Below are 20,687 nucleotides of genomic sequence, written 5' to 3' on the forward strand. Positions count from 1 at the left end.
TGAAACCAGGGCTCTAATATTTTATTTAGTAATTGCAAACCTTATAGAGAAGATGTAATCCTGCATTAATGAATCATATCCAACTCTCAAGGTTAGAGGGAATTTCTGTAATCCTATTAATGAAAGCAGGAATTGAAGCTCTACACCAGCATTAATACCAGGTGTCTTACCATTATAGAATAAGAAGTCACAGTAGGCACTAAGCTCAAGGTACTCAGCCATCAACAGCTCTCCAAAGGTAGGACTCTTAGTAAAGGCATATCCAATTGATAGTGGTACTACAATCATATACTTTTGGTTAATACCCTTCTCTACCTCATCATCATAGCGTGAGGTCTCCATTATATCGGTATTATTAGTCAAGAACCCATCTACAGCATAGATTTGAACGCCATTTCTACCATCTAAAGCAAATCGAGTAAGTGTGCCAATATCTAAGTAGAAGTTTTGATTTGGAATAAAATAGATTCTAGTAGAGGCACCCACCTGTCCATAGTGTCTTTGGAAGGAATCTAGCTTATACATCGAAACAAGATAACCTAGATGAAGATTAATATTACAAATATTTGTATAGATAGTGCTTTGGAGCCTACAGGATAGTAGATTCTGATCCTTATTACTACCCTTATCTACTTCATTATACATTTCAAAGGCCTGGTTAAACTGTAAAGAAATAATATCATTTGAATAGAACTTCCAGTCAAAGCCCTCTCTTAAATATAAAGAAGGGATATACCACTGCTTTGGGTTATCAAAGGTAAAGGCACCATATAGTGATAATCTTAAGCTATTAATTGGATAGATATTTGCTCCAATACTCAATAAAGGAGATGAGCTCTGATGCTTATTAGCAGTTACATTGAATGCTCCTCCTAATAGTGCAGAAAGCTCTATAAACTTATATTTCCAAGAATACTCAAGACCAACATCAAAGTAATCCCTTAAATAGTATGGATAATCATTTCCTTGGAAGCTATAAACACCTAAGGAAAGAGTTTGTGTTGGTTCACTTTGTTCAATTCGAGAGAAATAATATTGGTTCTTTATGATCTTATTGATTCTCTCATCAAATACTCCCCTATTATAGAGAATTTCATCACTAAGACCATTATGATATAGAGCTTTTATTTCCTCCTCATGCTCTTTAGCACTCTCATATCCAATTTCAGCCATTTCAGCAGCTGCAGAGAACTCCATAAAGCTAAATTGCTCAACACCACAACGAATCCAAATCATCTTATCGCCATACTCTCTAATATCAATAGCGGCATTTCTTCTCTTACCAATATCAAAGGCACCATTAATAATAGTGAGCATATTTTTAAGATTTAAATCTTCATTATCATAGAAGGTAGTAGAAGCAATTACTGTATCAGAGAACTCATATGCAACAGAAATTGGTGCAAGAGTAATAATTCCTCCATCAATTAAAAGATGACCCTTATATTCTTGAGGTGGGAAATAAGCTGGAAGAGCAAATGATGATACTAAAATATCTGCAAAGTTTCCCTCACAGATTCTTATCTCACGCTTTGTTACTAAATCCTGGCAAATAACCATTACAGGAATTGCTAAATCCTCAATATTAAAATCTGTCCCTACTACAGATTGAATAAGTCCCTTAAAGCCTGTTGGATCCAAGATACCACCATTAAGTGGAGCTGTCATCTTAAAGAAGGTAGATAACTCACCTGAAGTAATAACAGATAATATTTGGTCAGAGGATAAGCCAGCAGCATATAGCATACCAATTATAGAGCCCATCGAATTCGATACTATATAATCAGGCTCGACGCCCTCCTCTTCTAGATATTTTAAAACACCTAAGTGAGCAAATGCTCTTGCAGACCCTCCAGTTAATACTAATCCTATTGGATCTCTTTCCCCATTTGTACGTTCCAATATTCTTTCTCTAAACTGAGCTTCTCCATAGCTTATTGGGATATCAGAGTAAACGATATCTCCAATTGTTGATTGTTCTTCAGCAAATATGGAAAAGCTTAGAAATAGAGCTAATAGTAAAATAACAACACCTTTTCGCATACCATAAACCTTACTCCAAAGCTATAAAATATGCAATTAAATACCCACTTAATAAAAAAATAAAATATTACAATTAAAAAGAATATCCGAATTAGGTAAGAATAGTGATAAAAAAATATCTCCTACTTGATTATTAAGCTTTTTTCATTGTATTCTTTTCAAGAAATGCCGGCATGGCGAAATAGGTAGACGCAGTAGACTCAAAATCTGCCGGTAGCAATACCATATCGGTTCAATTCCGATTGCCGGTACTTTAATTAAGTCAGAATTTGTTAAATCAAGTTCTGACTTTTTTATAGATCAATCCCATTTTTTGTAGAGTAATCGAATATCCTCAAACTAATATTTATAGGAAAAAATTAAAAAAAGTACGGATTAGATACACCTCTCTAGGTATCTGCGGTATGTCTTGAAGCCGGACTTTTCATAGAATGAGAGTGCCTCCTCGTTAAATTCCCACATATTGAGCACTATTCTCTCAATACCTATTTTCTTTGCGTAATTTTCAATGTATTTCATTATCGAACTTGCTACGCCCTGCCTTCTATGGTCCTTGTCTACGCATATCTCGTCGATATCAAGATAATCCCTTCCGCGCATGAAAAGCGTCTCTTTCTTATGGGCAACTGAAAAGATGCTATAGCCTACTATCCTGCTAGAATCTACGGCTACGACTATTTTACACTTTTCATTGTTCCAAATATCAACTAAGAAGTCTTGAAGCTCCTTGCTGAAGCCTTCCTTGAAGAACTCTGGCTTTCCCTTTGTGTGGAGGTCGTTGACTTGCTTTCTCAGAACGTTGATTTCATCTAGCTCAGTATATTCTGCAAGTCTTATTTCCATTTTACTTTCCTTGCTTCATTCTTACATAGAATTGAACCATCTGTCCACAACCAGGCTATGACAGTTAGAGAGCATAAGAAAAGGAGACATTGAATAATATTAATAATTAACGACAGCCCTTTTTGTTGCATGCTTTTTGAAAAAACAGAAAGAATTAAATTGTTCTCTTCTGCTACTTCCTCTACAGTAGTTGTACATGAAATAAAGCAAAAACTATCAAATAAATTAATCTTCTCATCAACAAACCTTTCTAAAGCATATTAAGAATTAGGACCTTTAGAGTTTGTATGGATAGTGCACCCTTTCTTTGGATATTGAGTATTATTTAAAACATCTGCATTAGCTTGATTAATATAAATATCCTTTAATTTATTGCATAGGCCAAAAGAATACTCACCAATAGAAGTTACAGTTGAAGGAATTACTACATATGCTAACGAACCACAATCATAGAAGCAATCCTCACCTATTGTTTTTACCCCCTCTGGAATTTTAATATATTGTAAGCTCTTACAATTTAGAAAAGTATTATCATCAATGGTTCTTACACTATTTGGGATATTAATAGTTTTTAAGCTTGTACATGAAGAAAATGCACTATCATTAATACTTGTAACATTATTATGAATATTAACCTCAGTTAAGCTTTCACACTCATCAAAAAGATAGCGATTTATTTCAGTTACTTTATTTGGAATAGTAATACTCTCAAGACCACTACACTTCATAAAAGCACCAACGCCTATAGTTTTTATGCTTTCAGGAAGATCTATAGTTTTAATTTTATTACAATACATACAGGCGTAATCACAAATTGTTTCAACACTATTTGGAATTGTAATTTTAGTAAGTCTTGTGCAGTCATAAAATGCTTTTTCTCCAATTGTTTTAATACCATCAGGGATAACTATTTCAGTAGCTCTTCTTCCTGCATCGGTTACTCCCTCAACGCAATCACCGTTAATAATTAATTGCTGTGTAGCTGATACCATTAATTGATCATTACATCCAACTAATAAGAGTGAAACAATAATTAGGATAAAAATAAGACCTCTTTTCATAAAGCTCTCCTATAGCTAATTACATACAATAATTTACTATATTTTAAAACCAAAATATACTTTTTTAACTTTTATATATCTTTAAGAGCTTTAGAATTGGGGTTAAAAAATTTACCCACAGGCAAAAGCCTATGGGTATAAGTAGTTATTTTGCTAATGCAAGCTTTCCAAGAGCATCAGCCTGCTTAATTGCATCGTAAAGCTCTATTGGCTCAACATCACCAGCAAGGTTATGAATTGTTTCACCTGGAGCACATGCATTCTTTGCAATAGTCATGATTTGCTCATCTGTTATCTCACCAATCTCAGCTAATGTAACTGGTAGTCCAACCTCTAAGCAGAAGCTTTGAACATCATCAAACTCTTCCTTAGTAGCACCCTCTAAAACTAGCTGAACAAGAGTTCCGAAGGCTACACAGCAGCCATGGTCAGCATGCTTAATACCAAGTGAAGTTACACCATTATAAAATGAGTGAGCAGCTGCACAGTTTACGTTATCAGCACCTACACCAGAAAGATAAACATTTGCTTCAACAATATTTTCTAAAGCTGGAGTTACTGCATGTACCTTACAAGCCTCTATAGCCTGCTTACCATATGCGCGGAGTGTATCGTAGCAAAGTCTAGCAAGTGCCTGTCCTGCTCTAGTAATACCTGTTCCCTCCAAGCTTGAGGACTCAGTTCTAATAGAAGCTCTACCCTCAAAGTAGGTTCCAAGAGCATCACCCATACCAGCAATTAAGAACTTTACTGGCGCATTTGCAATAATTGTTGTATCAACCATTACTGCATCAGGGTTTGTTGGATAGAACAAATAGCGATCAAAGCTATGGTCATCATTATAAATAACAGATAAGCCTGTGCAAGGTGCATCTGTTGCTGCAACTGTTGGAAGAATTACAATGTGCTTTCCAGTGTAATAAGCTGTAGCCTTTGCTGTATCAACGGCACTACCACCACCTACAGCAACTACTGTATCTATCTTATCCTCTTCAACGATAGCCATCATCTTCTTGATTTCACCATTACTTGAAATACCACCAAAGATTTCATAACGGCGATAGTCATCAGAGGTACCAAAGCTCTTCTCAAGCTTTTCATGACAAGCCTTATAGCCACTATTTGAACAAACAAATAGCCAACGCTTGCCCATGTATTCCATCTCTTTGTGGAACTGCAAAAGGGCATCTCTACCCTGTACATACTTTAGAGGCTCTCTCATAGCCCTAAGCATCTTCATCATAGCATTATCCTCCTAGAGAAAAATCTATATATTTTTATCGATAAGAAAATATATCTATTTAACAGATGTGTAAACTATAAAACAAAAAATTTTCATAAAAATTTAAAATTTTTATACAAACTTAATTTTAAAACACATTTAAAAGCGTTGTATTCACTATAAAATATATTAAAATACTAAAATATCAGTTGACAATATACTTATATAATATGAAAATAGACGTATAAACAACGGAGGATTTTCCCATTATGAGAATGACATTAAGATGGTATGGCCCAGGATTCGATTCAGTAACACTCGAACAGATTAAGCAAATTCCAGGTGTTACAGGTGTAATCACAACTCTTTACGATGTTCCAGCAGGTGATGAATGGACATATGACAGAGTAAAAGGCTTAAAGGATATCGTAGAAGCTGCAGGCTTAAAGATTGAGGGTATTGAAAGTATTAATATCCATGACTCAATTAAGATTGGTACTCCTGATAGAGATAAATACATTGATAACTATATTAAATCACTTGAAGCTGTAGGTAAGAATGATATTCACATGGTTTGCTACAACTTCATGCCTGTATTTGACTGGACACGTACAGATCTTGCAAAGATGCGACCAGATGGATCAACAGTACTTGCATATGACCAAAAGGTTGTTGACACAATTGATCCTCAGACCTTTTTCAATCAAACAACAGATAATTCAAATGGCTTCGTAATGCCAGGATGGGAACCAGAAAGACTTGCACATGTTCATAAGCTCTTTGATGCATATAAGGATGTAACATCAGATAAGCTCTTTGATAACCTTGTATATTTCTTAAATGCTATCGGACCTGTTTGTGAGAAATACGACATCAAGATGGCTATCCATCCAGATGATCCAGCATGGCCAGTATTTAATCTTCCTAGAATCATTACAGGTAAGGAAGCTATTTTAAAGATGCTCAAGGCTGTTGATAAGCCATATAACGGAATTACACTTTGTATGGGAAGCCTTGGAACTAATTTAAATAATGACCTTCCAGATATCATTCGCTCATGTAAGGGAAGAGTTCATTTTGCTCACATTAGAAACCTACACCACTTTGCTCCAGGTGTATTTGAGGAAGCAGCTCACCTCTCTTCAGATGGTTCATTTGATATGTATGAAGCAGTTAAGGCTCTACATGATATCGGTTTTGATGGTCCAGCTCGTCCTGACCATGGAAGAACTATTTGGGGCGAAAAGTGTATGCCAGGCTATGGCTTATACGATAGAGCACTTGGTGCTATGTACATTCAGGGCCTTTGGGAAGCAATTGATAAAGCAGAAAAGCGTGGCGTATGAAAAAGGATGATAGCAGAGCAAATATCTGGGTTTATAACCAGCTCAGAGAAAAAATAGAAACCCTGGAGCTAAAACCAGGGACAGAGCTTAATCTTACCGAGCTCTCTGATTCACTGGGGGTCTCACGATCCCCACTTAGAGATGCTCTGCTTCGTCTTGAACGTGATAGCCTTGTAGATATCTTTCCTCAAAAGGGAACACGAGTTAGTTTTCTTGATATTGCTGACATTAGACAAGAGAGATTCATGAGAACTAATCTTGAGCTTGGTGCTGTGTCTCGCTTTATGGATTTAAAGCTAAGTGACATAGAAAGGGAAGCTTATATCACAAGGCTTAAAGCAATTTTGCTTAAGCAGCACGCAGCCTTAATTAAAGGCTCCTTTATCGAATTTTTAAAAGCAGATGATGAGCTTCATTCAACATTTTATAGCGAGCTCGGATATGAAAGAGTCTATTCTGTTCTATATTCCCACACAGGAAATGAAAGAAGAATAAGACTTTTATCTAGTCTTGCAGGCACAATTGCAAATGATGTTGAAGCTCAGCATGAGGAAATAATTGCTGCTATTGCAAGAAATGATAAGGAAGCTGTTTTAAAACTAGATAAAGAGCATCTTGATAAGATTGAAGACGAATATCCAATGTTAATAGAAATGTTTGGAGAGTATTTCATAAAGTAAGGAGATAAAAATGAAACTCAATTTAACTTCTTTAGAAGATAAGAAGGCTTGGGAAGGGTATAAATTATTTAACTATAACCACAAGAAAATTGAAGAAAACACAAAAGCAAGACCACAGTGGATTCACTTTGGTGCAGGTAATATATTTAGAATCTTCCCTGCAGGACTTTGTCAGAAGCTATTAAATGAAGGCTTAATGGATACAGGTATAGTTGTCGGTGAAGGCTTCGATGGTGAAATCATCGATAAAATCTATGCTCCACACGATAATCTAACTCTTGGTGTTACATTAAAGGCTAATGGTACAATCGAAAAAGAGGTAATAGGCTCTGTAATGGAAGCTGTTAAGTGTGATCCTAATAGCCAAAATGAATGGAGTGTACTTGAAAGTGCATTTACAAACCCTTCCCTTCAAATGGTTTCATTCACAATTACAGAAAAGGGCTATGCACTCTATCAGCCAGATGGAAACCTATTTAAATTCTATGTAAGTGATTTTGAAAAGCCATTAAAGGATGCATCAATGTTCCTCTGTCGCTTAACAAGACTTTTAAACGATAGATTTAACTCATGTAAATCCCCTATTGCTCTTGTATCAATGGACAACTGCTCTCACAATGGTGAAAAGCTTAGAAATGCTATTACAACAATTGCAAAGACATACCAAGAAAAGGGTGAGCTTACTAAAGAGTTTGTAGAGTGGGTTTCTAATGAAGATTGTGTATCATTCCCATGGTCAATGATCGATAAAATCACGCCAAGACCAGACCAAAGTGTTGCTAACATGCTAAAGGAAACTGGCTTTGAGGATACAGAAGCAATTATTACATCTAAGAATACATACATCGCTCCATTTGTAAATGCAGAGGAGCCACAATACCTTGTTATCGAGGACCGCTTCCCTAATGGAAGACCAGCTCTTGAAAAGAGTGGTGTTTACTTAACAGATAGAGATACAGTTAATAAGGTTGAGAAGATGAAGGTTTGTACCTGCTTAAACCCTCTTCATACAGCACTTGCACTCTCTGGCTGCTTACTTGGCTACACACTCATTGCAGATGAAATGAAGGATGAGGATCTTAAGAAGATGGTAATGAGACTTGGCTACGTTGAAGGACTTCCTGTAGTAGTAAATCCTCAAATCATCGATCCAAAGGCATTCATTGATGAAGTATTAAATGTTAGAATCCCTAACCCATTTATGCCAGATACTCCTCAGAGAATTGCAACAGATACATCTCAAAAGCTCTCTATTAGATTTGGAGAGACCGTTAAGGCTTACATCGCTGAGAATAAGGACTTAAACGAGCTTAAGGTTCTTCCTCTTGTTTATGCACTTTATCTTAGATATCTACTAGCTTTAGATGATGAAGGAAAGCCATTTACTCTCTCTCCTGATCCAATGACAACTACCTTCCAGCCAATGCTTGATGGAATTACTCTTGGTTCAACTGGAGATTTTGAAAAGCAGCTTCAGCCAATCTTAGCAAATGAAAAGCTATTTGGCTTAGATTTAAATGGTACAGTAGTTGGTTCTAAGGTTGTTGCATACTTCACAAAGCTAGTTAGTGGTAAGGGTGCAATTAGAAGCACTATTCACGAAGTAGTAACAAAGTAAAAAAAGTAAGAGCTGTCCATTTGGACAGCTCCTATTGTCTTATTCCTCGACTTCCTCGAAATCTTCAATGCCAGCACCACAGATTGGGCAAACATAATCTTCAGGAAGAGATTCCATCTCAACTTCGAATCCGCATAATACACAGCGATATTTTTTCATTTTATAAGTCTCCTATAGATTAAAGAATACACATCCAATGATTAAAAGGCAAGAATTAACGGTGTAAATGATCATCATAGTGATTTGAAAGATAGCTTTTTACATAGCCGTCCTTCTTCTTAAGCATCTTTGACCCTCTAGTTATCCTACATAGACTGATATGAAGGTTTGATGCAATTTCCCTTTGAGGAACATGATTATATAAATCATTCATCAATTTCCATCTAATTTCTAAGTCTTTAATCTCTGCATCTGTAAACATATCCTCAAATAATAGTCTCATCGACTCTCTATCATTTGTTGATGCAAAAAGGTCTAATAGATCCTCATATTTATCTATATTTGTCATATCTCACCTCAATGTAAAACTTTAACATGTAAAACACCACCTGTCACCAAGCAATCTTTAATATTTTACTTTAACTATTTTTCGAAAACTCACAGCCACAATATTGCTGTCTATATAAGCCAAGCTCATTTGCAAGCTTACAGGAAATAGCAAAGCCATCCTTCTTTTTAAAGTCTATCTTCTCAAAACCAGGCAAATCCTCGCCCTGACTAAATATTACAAAGCTATTTTTGAACCTAGAAACAGTTAAGGTTGTACAAAAGTGTTTAATGCCTAAGCTCTCTGCCATTTTAGATGCCTCTAGAAGGTTATAGCGGAAGCACTTTACACACCTCTTTCCATGCTCCTTTTCCTGCTCTAGCCCCTTTACAAACTCTCTCCAGGAGCTATGGTCATAGCTCTTTTTTATTACTCTTAAATTATATTTTTCTGCAACAATTATTAAATTCTCATAACGCTTCTCAAACTCCTCTTCAGAGTCGATATTATCATTAGAGAAATATAAAACAGGCTTCCACCCCTCTTGTAATAGACGCTCTATGCTTGCTGTAGAGCAAGGACCACAGCAGCAATGTACTAGAATACTTTCATCAATCATTATATATTGATTATATAATAAAAGGAGCATACCTTGAATAAGAATAGTGTAATATTGGTAGTTTCATTAGCTATCTTTTTGATCATCGCAATTTCACCTGTAAATAATTTAGTTAAATTAGCTGTAATGGCTCTAGCCCTAATTGTTATTATTTGGTCTAGAAGAGCAACCTTTTACTTTGTTACTGCTAATAAAAATTACACCTCAAAGGATCCAGAGAAGAGAAAAAAATCTATTGATGGATTTAAAAAGGCACTTCAGCTAGGAGGACTTCCAGATAACTACACTATAAGTGCAGCTTCCCTACTTATCCAAAATGGAGAAGCTGAGGTAGGTAAAGCTGCTCTAGATAAGCTTGCAAGTAAAAGCGGTAAGAGCCTACAGGTAGTTTCTAATGCTAAGATTTCAGCCTCAATGGCTTGCTGGATCGAAAGAGATTTAGATGGCGCAATAAAGTATATTGAAGAGGTTAAAAAGACAGCATATAGAGATAAAAACCTCTACATCAATGGAGCAACCTATTACCTTGAAAAGGGTGATATCACAGCATTTAATAAATTATGTGATGAGTGGAAGGAAAAGAATGTTCAATCACCAGCACTTAAGGATTTAGAGGTTGTACGTGAAATGCTCAGAGGTAACTGGAGAAAGGCTGGTAATATGATAAATGATATTCTTTCTCTCAAGAGCTACTCCTTTGCAGACCCATATGTACATAAGGCTCAAATAAGACTTCATTACCACGATGTAAATGGCGCAGTAGAGGCATTAAAGGAAGCATTAGAAAATACTAAGTTTAATGCTTGCTCTGTTATTACAAAGGATGTTATCGAAAAAGCTATTAATATCCTTGAGGATAAGGAAAGTGCAAGAAAGCTTATCAACGGTAATGAGGAGGACCCTCTAAGTCTTGTAAATGGTAGGCTTCCAGCCTTCTCAGATAAGGATTTTGTTGTAAATGAAGAGAAGGAAGAGAAAACAGAACAAAAGGTAAGCAGAAAGGAAGAGGAAAGCAGCGCTAATACAGATTTAACAGACGATGATGAAGAGTGGCTAAAGGCTCATGGGCTTTCATGATTAGCCACCTCGAAGGTCATTCTATCGCGAGTTAAAATAGTATTTTCAAAAATAGTTTTTGCTTCCTCAAGCAAAAGCTTAAGATCCTTATCACTATAGCGAGGGGAATAGTGCTGTAGGCATAGCATATCGACCTCCCCATCCTTAGCAATTGTGGCCGCTTGCATAGCGGTCATATGTTTTTTATTAAGAGCATCCTCCTTTAAATCCTCTGTGAACATAGCCTCACAAAGAAGGATATCAGAGGCTCTAACGTAATCAGAGATTTCAGGGAAATACATTGTATCGGTTACATAGGAAAATTTTCTACCCTTCCTTTTTTCACCTAATACATCACTAGGATGTACAACCTCTCCATCTAGATTTATTACATCCTCACCCTTTTGTAGCTTTCCCCACAGTGGACCTCTTGGAACCTTATGAGAGAGCGCATTTTCTACAGAAAACTCTCCGGGACGTTCCTTTTCAACTAAGGAATATCCAAAGCATTGCTTTGTATGCTTAAGAGGAAAACAATTTACATAGTACTCTTCCTCTTCCAATATGACACCTGGCTGTACCGGGATAACATATATTGGATAGTTAATGTACATATCTAATATTTTTCTATTTGCCTCTATGTAATCAGCAAGCTTTGCAGGACCATAGATATATAATGGCTCAACTCTATCAACCTGGCTTGAGAGCATCAAAAGGCCTGGAAGACCAGTTACATGGTCTGCGTGCATATGTGAGATAAATATTGAATTTATCTGCTTCCATCTTAAATTTAAGAGCTTTAAAGAAACCTGAGTACCCTCTCCACAGTCAAAAAGAAAACACTTCCCTTCTCTACGTAGTAGTGCACTAGTTAAAAAACGACCTGGAAGTGGCATCATACCACTTGTTCCTAAAGAAAAAACCTCAAAGCTCATATTGATGATATTAATGTGAAAAACACTACCTTTACAAGGCTTAAATTGCTGCTTTGATATCACTAAAGATCATCTTTTTTAAAGAAAGCTTTAGCGAAGCTAGAGATGAAAGAACTAAAGCAATACAAAGTAATAATATAGTTTTAATTGGAACAACTACATCAAAGGATATAACGTAGTTAAGTAAGAATGGATATTTACTTGTATCTAAATTAGAGATAAATGGCATAATAAGGTATGAGCTAAGAATTCCTAAAACACAGCCCAATATTAAAGCAACTATAACAACCTTTATTGTTATCGACTTATAAGCCTTTACAACATCATCTCTCTTAATACCAAGTAGTAATATTCCTGCTATATCTCTTCTATCACGCTCGATATACTCACTCGAAATTGAAATTGCAAAAAAGCCCGCAAGAATCCCAACTAAAACTACTATCATATCTAAAAGAGAAACTGATCGAATAATATTTTCATATATTGCTGCATATACCTCTTTATAGGAAGAGACTGTAATTCCATTTTGCTCTAAGATACCTCTTAGCTCATCACTTCTAGGTGTGTAGAGCTCATATGTAATTACTCCATCAACCATATCAAATGGTGCAAAGATAAGGTGTGAGTCAAACTCTCCATAGCCTGAATGATATAAGCCCCCTACAAAGCAAAAAACAGGACGAGCTCTCTCCTCCTCTTCATCAAATATCAAAACAGATACTCTATCACCTAAAGTAACATTCAAAGAAGAAGCAATAGTCTTTGAAAGATATACACTATTTAGAGTTGTAGTATTATCAACTGTAGTAAGGTTTAATACTTCAACCTTTTTATCAAAATAATAATCCTCTGTAACACCCTTTACTTGAACTAGGGCGGTAGAATCCTGGCTTGCTATTATCGCTGAAGCATTAGTAACACTAAAAGCTCTTTCATCACTATTAAGAGAGCTACTATCTATATAGCTATTTGATAATAAATTACCACACCCAAGATAAACTAAAGTATCCTCTATCGCTTTTGACATTGAAGAGACAAATATTAATGCAAAAACTAGTACGACCATTATAAATACTATCAAGAGTGATGGTAAGTATGATTTAATTATCCAAGCTGGTCTCTGTCCCTGCCCTACCTTTCTTTTAACATATCGTTTTAAAGCATCATTCATAGTAGATACAAGCCCTTATGCTCAAGCACATATTTAGCTTCACAATGAGAAGCAAATTCAGGATTATGAGTTACCAAAACTAAAGCTGTACCACTTTCAACTGTTGTTTTAAGGAGGAGCTCTTCTATCATATTTGCACTCTCCTCATCTAATGCTCCAGTTGGCTCATCTGCAAATATTACATCTGGCTTTGTAACTAAAGCTCTTGCAATCGCAGTGCGTTGCTTTTCTCCTCCACTTAATGCCTTTGGGCGGTGGTTAAATCTCTTCTCAAGTCCAAGAGAAGATAATATATCCTTTGCTCTCTCTTCAGCTTCCTTCTTATTAGTTCCGATATTTAAAAGAGGAAACATTACATTTTCTAAAGCAGAGAAATCCTCTAATAAGAGACTATTTTGAAACACAAAGCCCATAGAGGAGGCTCTAAGCTTACTTAGCTCACTATCCTTAAGTGATACACAATCTCTAGATTTATAATATACACTTCCACTACTTGGTTTATCGATAAGAGCCGCAATAGATAGTAATGTACTCTTGCCAGAACCACTTCTACCCACTATAGAAACGCTTTGAGATGAGTAAACGCTAAGATTAATATCCTTTAGGATCTCAAGCTTTCCATCTGCTGTATCAAAATTCTTTGTGATATTTTCAAGCTTTAATACCTCTTTCATCATATCGCGTTTACAACCTCTCTGAGTAAATCTTGCTTAAGCATACGTAAAAATGAGTAAACATATACGAATATACTATATGTAGTAAATATTATAAAAACTAATGGAATAATAGAAAGGTCAATTTTAATAGCTTCATTTCCGAGAGCAGGAACACCATATCTAACAAAGTATAAAAATAGCTTAGCGCATAGGCTTCCTATTACAAAGGAAATAAAGCTCATCAAAAATGATACTCCGCTAGCAATTAATGCGATATCAAGCTTTGTGTATCCAATAAAATATAAGGTTGCAAGCTCATTTTTCTTTACAAGAGAAAAGGCACTAGCATTTTGAAATACTTGAACTGCTATAATAACAAATAGACTCATCAATAAAATGCTCATTACATTCTTCTCTAGAAGCATTGCACCATAAAGTGAGCTCTCACTCTCCTGCCAAGTAATAACTCTTCCAAGATTCAATTCACTTGCCTTATTTATCAGCTCCTCTTCGCTAATAGAAAATGGAATAAAAGCAATATATGTAGGAGCATCAATTGGAGCATCCTCTAAAGGTAAGAAGATTGTAGAATTATCAAACTCACTTCCTAATGAGGTTTGGAATAGCCCAAAGCTTGAATAGGTTTTGTTTTTAGGAGCTATTCTTGCAACCTTTCCCTTTTCAATAGTAGTTATAGTTACTTGGTTACTTCTATTAGCTAAAAATACTCTATAAGGGATTAATAATTCCTTTCCCTTATCACCCTTTAATACAAGACCACCCTCATAGCTTGAGTCAATGTATCTAATAGAAACAGCGTACTCACCACTTCCAATTTTTAAAAGTCCTTCTCCAGTTTTATATTGAAAAACTATTGCTTCATCATAAAACCTATTTGAAAGCTCAGCTATATCAAATTCCTTCTCTGCCTTTATTACAACAGGAAAGGATCTAATCTTCTTTATATAGGAAAAGCGTCCATTTTGTAGATGGTCCATTATTGATAAAACACAAACCAGGACCATAGTAGAAAAGATTAAGCCCAAGATAATTCTAATTGTCCTAGCTCTCTCCTTTTTACTTGCTGTGAAAAGATAGCGCTTTATTATCATACTTCTTTTCATAGCACCTTAACCTCCAATGCACGTTTTCCATCTGAATCATAACGAACTAAAGCATATTCCTTTCCATTACGATAAACAGTTTCAAATATACCAGCATCTGATATTACTCTTCTAGCTTTTATATTATCAGAGTCATATGTAGTAATTACTGTTTCTCTATCGCTATACTCAGATATTTTCTTTGTATTACCAGATATATTAATCTCTTTAGCTAATGAGCCTGATGAATAAAAATACTCATTTGATGAGGAGATATTATCACCATCATAGATAACTCTTTTTAGCACATCTCCATTAAGAGCATATGTTATTTCTTCATTTCCATCTCGAATAATAATATTATCACCATTTTGGTTAGCAACTACTCCATCTCTTTTTTTAACCATTACATTTGATATCATCGAGATGTTAGTACTCTCATCTCCATCGAGGAAGGTATAGGAATTAGCTGACGCATAATATGGATTTTGATAATCATTAACCCAAAAAGCAGTTAATCCAGAGGAGGGAGAGTAATCATAGGAGGTAATTGAGACAACCTCTCCATTTACTAAATTTATTCTTCTCTTTAATACTCCCTCATTAGAGTATTCAAAGCGCTCCTCTTGAGTTAACTCTCCATCCTCAACTACTATTTTCTCAGGACGCTTTGGGTTATAGATAGTTGTAGTTACATTATTTTCTCTAGTAACTTCAACATTATCACTTATTACTCTTTGTTTAACTTCCTCATTATTTAAAAGGAGTATTTCTTTATTATCTAAAACCTGTAATTCATAGCCTGTAAAGGTTAACTCATCTATCTCTTCCAGCCTTTGCATAAGAGCATTACTCTTATAGTAAGAGGCTGAAAAAAGAGAAGCTGAGCTAAGCAGCAAAAGCGCTATGAATACAAAATACCTCATATCCTACTTATCAATTCCAACAAGAGAATCTAAGAACTCATCCTTATCAAATTTATGTATATCCTTATAGGATTCACCAGTTCCAACAAAGGCAACAGGTAGTGATAGCTGTTGACCAATTTGAACAAGAGCTCCACCCTTAGATAGTGAGTCATACTTTGAGAGGATAACTCCATCAACCTTAACAGCTTCATTAAATAGAAGTGTTTGAGAAAGCCCATTTTGACCAGTTGTAGAGTCAATAACAATAAACTTTTTGTAGTTTTCCTCTTTAACACCCCTATTTGCAATAATCTTATTAATCTTTTGAAGCTCTCTCATTAGATTTTCTTTATTATGCATTCTTCCTGCAGTATCTACTAGGATAATATCTTCACCCTGACTTTGAGCCGAGGTAATTGCATCATATACAACAGCACCTGGGTCTGAGCCAGTTTTTTGCTTTACAATTCTTATTCCAAGGCGCTCTGCATGGATATCTAGCTGGTCAACAGCAGCTGCGCGGAAGGTATCTGCAGCAGCAAGCATTACCTTATAGCCTCTATCCTTATAGTATTGTGCGATCTTAGCAATAGAGGTTGTCTTACCTACACCATTAACACCTAAGATTAAGAATACAGTAAGCTCGCCCTTCTTAGGCTCAAATTCAAAGGGATTAACATAGCAGGATAGAATATCCTTCATTATTCTCTGCAAATCCTCAACACTCTTTGCTCTCTCTTCCTTAGCAGCCTTTCTAAGTGTCTCAATAACCTCATCGGTGAGTCTTGCACCTAAATCACCTTCTATTAATGTATCCTCTAGCTCCTCAAAAAAAGCTTCATCTATCTTTCTTGAAGTAAATAAACTCTTTAATTTTTCTTTAAACTTATTAAACATTATAGGTATGTCTCCTTAGCTCTATTGTAATATACACCACAGCTCTTAATAAGATTGATCAAGCTTACAATACTAATACCTGCTGTAGCACTCTTTATGATATCGCCCCAAGGAGCAATATCACTATTTATATTATTTATTGTAGATGATATAGCATATAAAGAGAAACATAAGAAGGTATTTCGAAGTGCTCGATAGAAATCATCCTTCGCACTCTTTAGCACGCCATCCTCTTTAATCCATTTTGGAGTTAGCCTTAAGGCATGAACACTATCTTGAGAATTATCAAGCTGAAATACTCTTCCCTCGAAGCCATCCTTATTTAAGGATACTATTAAATCATCCTCACTTGAGTTAATCCAAATTGGAAGAGCACTGCTATCAATTGCAAAAACAGAAAGCTTTGCATCATAGGGTATAGAAAATAATAGCTGTGAGTGCTCTACAATCTCTACTTCTTCCGCCTCTATTTCTGTTATCTCACCAGGCTTTAACTCATATTCACTAAGCTCTGCATTAACAGGCTTTAAATTTCCATTTTCTCTTACAAAAGCAACCTCTGGATAGTAGATTTTCCCAAGCTCTAATAATATATTCTCATAAAATGAAGGCTCCTCATGAGTTAAGAACACACTATCTAAAACACCATTAACAGTGCCATCAAAGACAAATAACTCAATAAAGCTTAGTGGACCATCGATATCAACAGAGTAAATAAAAATTAAATCAAGCTCGTTATAGCTCTTTAAATAATTTAAGGCATCAATATTTTTACTTAATATTGCATCATTTAAGCTATTTTCACTTAGCTCTATACACTCAATAATATCAAACTCCTTATATTCAAAGGTACTTCGTTCTGCAGGAGTTTTTTCTTCAATCAATGCTTTATGAATTTTTAAATCCTCTTCCTTTTCAAATGCACCATTAAGCCTATTATAGCAGAGCTCATCTAGCTTACTTGATCTAAAATTATTAGAAAGAAAGAGCTCCAAAGCACTTGATAGCTCATTTGAAAGCTCTTTTGGGACATTATAAAGCCCAACTCTCAGCGAGCTTGCTGAGAGAGGGATTAAAGCAATAATTAAAATAAAGAGCGTAAGTAGCTTTCTCAACCGTTTTGTTCCTTATTCCAGTTAAGATATGACTCGATAAAATCGTCTAAATCTCCATCCATTACGGCATTAATATTACCAACCTGGACACCTGTTCTATGATCCTTAACCATTGTATATGGCTGGAATACATATGATCTAATTTGAGAGCCCCACGCTATATCCTTCTTAGCGATAGCATCCTTTTGATGCTCCTCCTCTCTCTGCTTCTGATAGTACTCATACAGTCTTGAACGAAGCATCTTGAACGCAACATCCTTGTTCATAAATTGGCTTCTTTCATTTTGACACTGTACTACAATACCAGTTGCATAGTGAGTAATTCTAACAGCAGAGTCTGTCTTATTTACGTGCTGACCACCTGCACCACCAGCTCTATAGGTATCAAGACGATAATCCTCAGGCTTAAGCTCGATTTCAATATCATCATCAATTACAGGAGATGCATATACACTAGTAAATGAGGTATGTCTTCTCTTTTGAGCATCAAATGGTGAAATTCTAACTAAGCGATGTACGCCAGCCTCTCCCTTGAGATATCCAAAGGCATAAGCTCCACTTACTCTAACTGTAGCACTCTTAATACCACCTTCATCCTCAAGAATGTCTAATACCTCACTCTTAAAGCCATGGCGCTCACACCATCTAAGGTACATTCTTAAAAGCATATTAGCCCAGTCACACGCCTCAGTACCACCTGCACCAGCATGGATAGATAAGAACATATCATTTTTATCAAACTTTCCATCGAGTAAGGTCTTTAGCTTTAGAGGATGGAACTTCTTCTCAAGACCTTCAATTTGAGAGCAAATCTCCTCCTCAATAGCAGGATCCTCCTCAGAGGAATACATCTCAATTAGCTCTTCAGTATCCTTAATTTCAGCTATAAGCTCCTTCCAAGGATAGTAGCTATCCTTAAGTCCATTAAGCTCTGCAAATACCTTTTCTGCATTTTGCTTATCATCCCAGAACCCTGGCTCTAGAGTTTTAGCTTCAACATTTTCTATTTTTTTCTCGATATCAGAGGCTTCAAAGACGCCTCCATACGTTATAAGCTTCTTCTTTTACTGTATCAAATACATTCTTATTGTGTAAAAACATTCTTTTTCTCCTTGTTATCGATTATTCTCGTAATAATATTAAATGTATATACGCTATCCTTTTTAATGTCTAGCATAAATCTCAATACAGCCTTTGTATAAAGATAGAACTGCTCTGAGCCAAGAGTAGTAACCTCACTCTGGAATCTATTTTCTTCCATTATAGAAAAGGTTGAGGTACTAGAAAATGAAAGAACTACATCTCTTAAGGAATCAGAAAAACGAACATTTCTAATATCCTTTAACGATTCGCCCATTAAAGGACCTCTCTTTTGGTCATAGCTAAAGGCAAAGGCACCAGGAAGAGTAAAATATACATTAGTATCAAAGTACCCCGATATATCCTCTTTTCCAGTATTATAAATACTTACAGAAAGGCACATATTTTGCCCTGTCATCTTATAGTGCTTTGTAATTTGAAATTGCTCTTTTTCAAGAGAAAAGTTATATTCACTCTTCGTCTTACCTAAGCACTCAAAATCAAAAATCTCATCCTTAAGGTTAAAAATATTTGAATTCAAGCATAAGGTATCGACAAAGGATCTTTTCTTTTCCTGTCTCTGACTATCCTTTCTCCATGGTGAAACTGTATCAAAGACATTTAGATGCATCTCCTTAGATGAGAATTCATGTACACTAGCACCTCGTGGTGCAAATACTGCAGAGGAGGTCTTTCCATAGCAAAAGAGCTCATCAACACCATCATCATCTAAATCAGAGGCTAAAATACGACCAGTACTATCATAGTAGGTATACTCACAATCAAGTAGAGTCTCATAGAAGTATCTATGCTCACTAAGTCTTAGATTTGAAGCATTAGTATCACATAAAAATAGAGTTCCACTTGGGATTGTCGATAGCTTATCAGAGATACTTTTCTTAATTACTCTATCCTTTTTACACTCACTTAATTGATCAGATAGATTATTAACTCTATTGAGATAGTATCTTAAATTTCCATCTCTAACTAAGATTTCAGGGAAGCTTCTTAAGCTGCCAGCAGAGGCATCTCTGCCATACCAGCCATATTCAAGATATCCTACATTAGAGACAGTTATATCATTTGGAAGTGCAATCTCAGCACCTCTCTTTAAGGCTTCTTCAAAAATTGAGGTAAATAGAGAATGTAAATTCTCATCATCCTCTCTATTATATGATGCTCCTTGGCACAGCTGATCAAGATTAATCATTAAAACAAGCTCATCCTGGTCTGAGGCATCTCTTATCATCTTAACCATCTCAGATAGTAGCTTTTCAAAGGATATTTCATTTTGACCATACATACTAACTAATCTAGAGGCACTATCTAAGGATGGTATAACATCAATTCTCTTTCCTAGCTCATTCATTCTAAATGGAGAGAATGTGTTAACTGTTTTACTTATAGCGTTATATGAGGAAATAACTAAACGGTCTAGAGCAACAGTCTTCATTGTGCTTACAAGAGTTGGTGACCAAATCTCACCATAGCACCAAAGAGTAGTTGCTCTAACTCCATAGGTTCTTCGAATTAAGGTTGTATTTTTATCAATGATTAAAGCTCTATCCTTGACCTGCATTATCGGCAGGATTGTTTGGTTATAGGCGCTCGTGAAAAGCTCCACTCTTCCATTTTTAGCAAGAGTGGATATCAAAAGATTCATTTCAGGACTATTTTGTGCCATGTATTTTATCATGGCACTAGATAGTGAAACGCTTATAGCAACATCCTTGTTATTATAAACATATGTAAAAACAGGCTTAATGATACACCCTATAGCCCGCTTAAATACTGCGGGCGGTAGGGCTGCTGATGTCTGAGTATACAGACCAAGAACTAGCTTCAAA

General features: G+C 35.7%; 21 protein-coding genes and 1 tRNA gene. 6 read left to right on the plus strand and 16 right to left on the minus strand.

Annotated features, from left to right (window positions below; all coding sequences use genetic code 11):
- Positions 1-21 precede the first annotated feature (21 nt).
- A complete protein-coding gene (locus FYJ80_RS02620; RefSeq protein WP_154424573.1) occupies positions 22-2,043 on the minus strand; it encodes a patatin-like phospholipase family protein in 2,022 nt (673 codons plus the stop codon).
- Positions 2,044-2,210: 167 nt separating this feature from the next.
- Between FYJ80_RS02620 and FYJ80_RS02625 the strand changes: the two genes are divergently transcribed.
- A tRNA-Leu gene (locus tag FYJ80_RS02625) sits at positions 2,211-2,294 on the plus strand.
- 124 nt (positions 2,295-2,418) lie between these two features.
- Here FYJ80_RS02625 and FYJ80_RS02630 read toward each other — a convergent pair.
- Positions 2,419-2,886 (minus strand): GNAT family N-acetyltransferase, encoded by a 468-nt coding sequence (locus FYJ80_RS02630; RefSeq protein ID WP_154424574.1) that lies wholly within the window; start codon positions 2,884-2,886, stop codon positions 2,419-2,421.
- 129 nt (positions 2,887-3,015) lie between these two features.
- On the opposite strand from FYJ80_RS02630, the gene FYJ80_RS12035 reads away from it, so the two are divergent.
- Positions 3,016-3,150: a hypothetical protein gene (locus tag FYJ80_RS12035; RefSeq protein WP_268878553.1), complete on the plus strand. Its 135-nt coding sequence runs from the start codon at positions 3,016-3,018 to the stop codon at positions 3,148-3,150.
- Here FYJ80_RS12035 and FYJ80_RS02635 read toward each other — a convergent pair.
- Together FYJ80_RS02635 and FYJ80_RS02640 are read right to left on the minus strand one after the other, a co-directional pair.
- On the minus strand, positions 3,147-3,947 hold the full coding sequence (locus tag FYJ80_RS02635; protein ID WP_154424575.1) for a leucine-rich repeat domain-containing protein: 801 nt from the start codon (positions 3,945-3,947) through the stop codon (positions 3,147-3,149). The genes FYJ80_RS12035 and FYJ80_RS02635 overlap by 4 nt on opposite strands.
- A gap of 145 nt (positions 3,948-4,092) precedes the next feature.
- Positions 4,093-5,190: a glycerol dehydrogenase gene (locus FYJ80_RS02640; protein ID WP_235899572.1), complete on the minus strand. Its 1,098-nt coding sequence runs from the start codon at positions 5,188-5,190 to the stop codon at positions 4,093-4,095.
- Between the two features lie 248 nt (positions 5,191-5,438).
- Between FYJ80_RS02640 and uxuA the strand changes: the two genes are divergently transcribed.
- Genes uxuA through FYJ80_RS02655 form a run of 3 tightly spaced genes read left to right on the plus strand, consistent with a single transcriptional unit; the run spans position 5,439 to position 8,813 of the window.
- Positions 5,439-6,515 carry a mannonate dehydratase gene (uxuA, locus tag FYJ80_RS02645; protein WP_154424576.1) on the plus strand — a complete coding sequence of 359 codons (1,077 nt, stop codon included), beginning with the start codon at positions 5,439-5,441 and terminating at the stop codon, positions 6,513-6,515.
- The gene (locus FYJ80_RS02650) at positions 6,512-7,195 is read left to right on the plus strand and encodes a GntR family transcriptional regulator (RefSeq protein WP_154424577.1); all 684 of its coding nucleotides are present in this window, start codon (positions 6,512-6,514) and stop codon (positions 7,193-7,195) included. Before uxuA ends, FYJ80_RS02650 begins: the two co-directional genes overlap by 4 nt.
- A gap of 10 nt (positions 7,196-7,205) precedes the next feature.
- Positions 7,206-8,813, plus strand: coding sequence for a mannitol dehydrogenase family protein (locus FYJ80_RS02655; protein WP_154424578.1), 1,608 nt, complete (start codon positions 7,206-7,208; stop codon positions 8,811-8,813).
- Between the two features lie 39 nt (positions 8,814-8,852).
- Here the strand turns inward: FYJ80_RS02655 and FYJ80_RS02660 are convergent, their stop codons facing one another.
- From FYJ80_RS02660 to FYJ80_RS02670, 3 genes are all read right to left on the minus strand, one after another.
- The gene (locus FYJ80_RS02660; RefSeq protein ID WP_154424579.1) at positions 8,853-8,972 is read right to left on the minus strand and encodes a rubredoxin-like domain-containing protein; all 120 of its coding nucleotides are present in this window, start codon (positions 8,970-8,972) and stop codon (positions 8,853-8,855) included.
- Positions 8,973-9,027: 55 nt separating this feature from the next.
- Positions 9,028-9,321, minus strand: coding sequence for a Trp family transcriptional regulator (locus tag FYJ80_RS02665; RefSeq protein WP_154424580.1), 294 nt, complete (start codon positions 9,319-9,321; stop codon positions 9,028-9,030).
- A 70-nt stretch (positions 9,322-9,391) separates the two neighbouring features.
- Positions 9,392-9,919, minus strand: a complete 528-nt coding sequence (locus FYJ80_RS02670) for an epoxyqueuosine reductase QueH (protein ID WP_154424581.1) — start codon at positions 9,917-9,919, stop codon at positions 9,392-9,394.
- A gap of 33 nt (positions 9,920-9,952) precedes the next feature.
- On the opposite strand from FYJ80_RS02670, the gene FYJ80_RS02675 reads away from it, so the two are divergent.
- Entirely contained in the window at positions 9,953-10,996 is a 1,044-nt protein-coding gene (locus FYJ80_RS02675; RefSeq protein ID WP_154424582.1) for a tetratricopeptide repeat protein, read from the plus strand.
- On the opposite strand, the gene FYJ80_RS02680 is transcribed toward FYJ80_RS02675, so the two are convergent.
- From FYJ80_RS02680 to FYJ80_RS02720, 9 genes are all read right to left on the minus strand, one after another.
- Positions 10,981-11,910 (minus strand): ribonuclease Z, encoded by a 930-nt coding sequence (locus tag FYJ80_RS02680; RefSeq protein ID WP_154424583.1) that lies wholly within the window; start codon positions 11,908-11,910, stop codon positions 10,981-10,983. The genes FYJ80_RS02675 and FYJ80_RS02680 overlap by 16 nt on opposite strands.
- A gap of 40 nt (positions 11,911-11,950) precedes the next feature.
- A complete protein-coding gene (locus FYJ80_RS02685; RefSeq protein ID WP_154424584.1) occupies positions 11,951-13,081 on the minus strand; it encodes an ABC transporter permease in 1,131 nt (376 codons plus the stop codon).
- A complete protein-coding gene (locus tag FYJ80_RS02690; RefSeq protein ID WP_154424585.1) occupies positions 13,078-13,758 on the minus strand; it encodes an ABC transporter ATP-binding protein in 681 nt (226 codons plus the stop codon). The genes FYJ80_RS02685 and FYJ80_RS02690 overlap by 4 nt, the downstream gene beginning before the upstream one ends.
- Entirely contained in the window at positions 13,755-14,861 is a 1,107-nt protein-coding gene (locus FYJ80_RS02695; protein ID WP_154424586.1) for an ABC transporter permease family protein, read from the minus strand. Before FYJ80_RS02695 ends, FYJ80_RS02690 begins: the two co-directional genes overlap by 4 nt.
- Positions 14,858-15,766, minus strand: a complete 909-nt coding sequence (locus tag FYJ80_RS02700) for a hypothetical protein (RefSeq protein ID WP_154424587.1) — start codon at positions 15,764-15,766, stop codon at positions 14,858-14,860. The genes FYJ80_RS02695 and FYJ80_RS02700 overlap by 4 nt, the downstream gene beginning before the upstream one ends.
- Before the next feature lie 3 nt (positions 15,767-15,769).
- Entirely contained in the window at positions 15,770-16,645 is an 876-nt protein-coding gene (gene ftsY / locus FYJ80_RS02705) for a signal recognition particle-docking protein FtsY (protein ID WP_154424588.1), read from the minus strand.
- Positions 16,645-17,760 carry a hypothetical protein gene (locus tag FYJ80_RS02710; RefSeq protein ID WP_154424589.1) on the minus strand — a complete coding sequence of 372 codons (1,116 nt, stop codon included), beginning with the start codon at positions 17,758-17,760 and terminating at the stop codon, positions 16,645-16,647. Before FYJ80_RS02710 ends, ftsY begins: the two co-directional genes overlap by 1 nt.
- Positions 17,757-18,861 (minus strand): peptide chain release factor 2 gene (gene prfB, locus FYJ80_RS02715; RefSeq protein WP_154424590.1). Its coding sequence is split into 2 segments (ribosomal slippage): positions 17,757-18,791 and positions 18,793-18,861, totalling 1,104 coding nucleotides; the frame shifts between segments, so codons are not numbered across the junction. The genes FYJ80_RS02710 and prfB overlap by 4 nt, the downstream gene beginning before the upstream one ends.
- Entirely contained in the window at positions 18,845-20,686 is a 1,842-nt protein-coding gene (locus FYJ80_RS02720) for a polysaccharide deacetylase family protein (RefSeq protein WP_154424591.1), read from the minus strand. Before FYJ80_RS02720 ends, prfB begins: the two co-directional genes overlap by 17 nt.
- Position 20,687: the final 1 nt, after the last annotated feature.

It is taken from the genome of Bullifex porci, from assembly GCF_009695635.1.
GTDB classification, from domain to species: Bacteria; Spirochaetota; Spirochaetia; order Sphaerochaetales; family Sphaerochaetaceae; genus Bullifex; species Bullifex porci.

What these genes read in the sequence shown, in the direction of transcription:
- FYJ80_RS02620 (WP_154424573.1), bottom strand. Translation starts at nt 2,043, where the DNA reads ATGCGAAAAGGTGTTGTTATTTTACTATTAGCTCTATTTCTAAGCTTT.
- FYJ80_RS02630 (WP_154424574.1), bottom strand. Translation starts at nt 2,886, where the DNA reads ATGGAAATAAGACTTGCAGAATATACTGAGCTAGATGAAATCAACGTT.
- FYJ80_RS12035 (WP_268878553.1), top strand. Translation starts at nt 3,016, where the DNA reads ATGCTTTTTGAAAAAACAGAAAGAATTAAATTGTTCTCTTCTGCTACT.
- FYJ80_RS02635 (WP_154424575.1), bottom strand. Translation starts at nt 3,947, where the DNA reads ATGAAAAGAGGTCTTATTTTTATCCTAATTATTGTTTCACTCTTATTA.
- FYJ80_RS02640 (WP_235899572.1), bottom strand. Translation starts at nt 5,190, where the DNA reads ATGATGAAGATGCTTAGGGCTATGAGAGAGCCTCTAAAGTATGTACAG.
- uxuA (WP_154424576.1), top strand. Translation starts at nt 5,439, where the DNA reads ATGAGAATGACATTAAGATGGTATGGCCCAGGATTCGATTCAGTAACA.
- FYJ80_RS02650 (WP_154424577.1), top strand. Translation starts at nt 6,512, where the DNA reads ATGAAAAAGGATGATAGCAGAGCAAATATCTGGGTTTATAACCAGCTC.
- FYJ80_RS02655 (WP_154424578.1), top strand. Translation starts at nt 7,206, where the DNA reads ATGAAACTCAATTTAACTTCTTTAGAAGATAAGAAGGCTTGGGAAGGG.
- FYJ80_RS02660 (WP_154424579.1), bottom strand. Translation starts at nt 8,972, where the DNA reads ATGAAAAAATATCGCTGTGTATTATGCGGATTCGAAGTTGAGATGGAA.
- FYJ80_RS02665 (WP_154424580.1), bottom strand. Translation starts at nt 9,321, where the DNA reads ATGACAAATATAGATAAATATGAGGATCTATTAGACCTTTTTGCATCA.
- FYJ80_RS02670 (WP_154424581.1), bottom strand. Translation starts at nt 9,919, where the DNA reads ATGATTGATGAAAGTATTCTAGTACATTGCTGCTGTGGTCCTTGCTCT.
- FYJ80_RS02680 (WP_154424583.1), bottom strand. Translation starts at nt 11,910, where the DNA reads ATGAGCTTTGAGGTTTTTTCTTTAGGAACAAGTGGTATGATGCCACTT.
- FYJ80_RS02685 (WP_154424584.1), bottom strand. Translation starts at nt 13,081, where the DNA reads ATGAATGATGCTTTAAAACGATATGTTAAAAGAAAGGTAGGGCAGGGA.
- FYJ80_RS02690 (WP_154424585.1), bottom strand. Translation starts at nt 13,758, where the DNA reads ATGATGAAAGAGGTATTAAAGCTTGAAAATATCACAAAGAATTTTGAT.
- FYJ80_RS02695 (WP_154424586.1), bottom strand. Translation starts at nt 14,861, where the DNA reads ATGAAAAGAAGTATGATAATAAAGCGCTATCTTTTCACAGCAAGTAAA.
- FYJ80_RS02700 (WP_154424587.1), bottom strand. Translation starts at nt 15,766, where the DNA reads ATGAGGTATTTTGTATTCATAGCGCTTTTGCTGCTTAGCTCAGCTTCT.
- ftsY (WP_154424588.1), bottom strand. Translation starts at nt 16,645, where the DNA reads ATGTTTAATAAGTTTAAAGAAAAATTAAAGAGTTTATTTACTTCAAGA.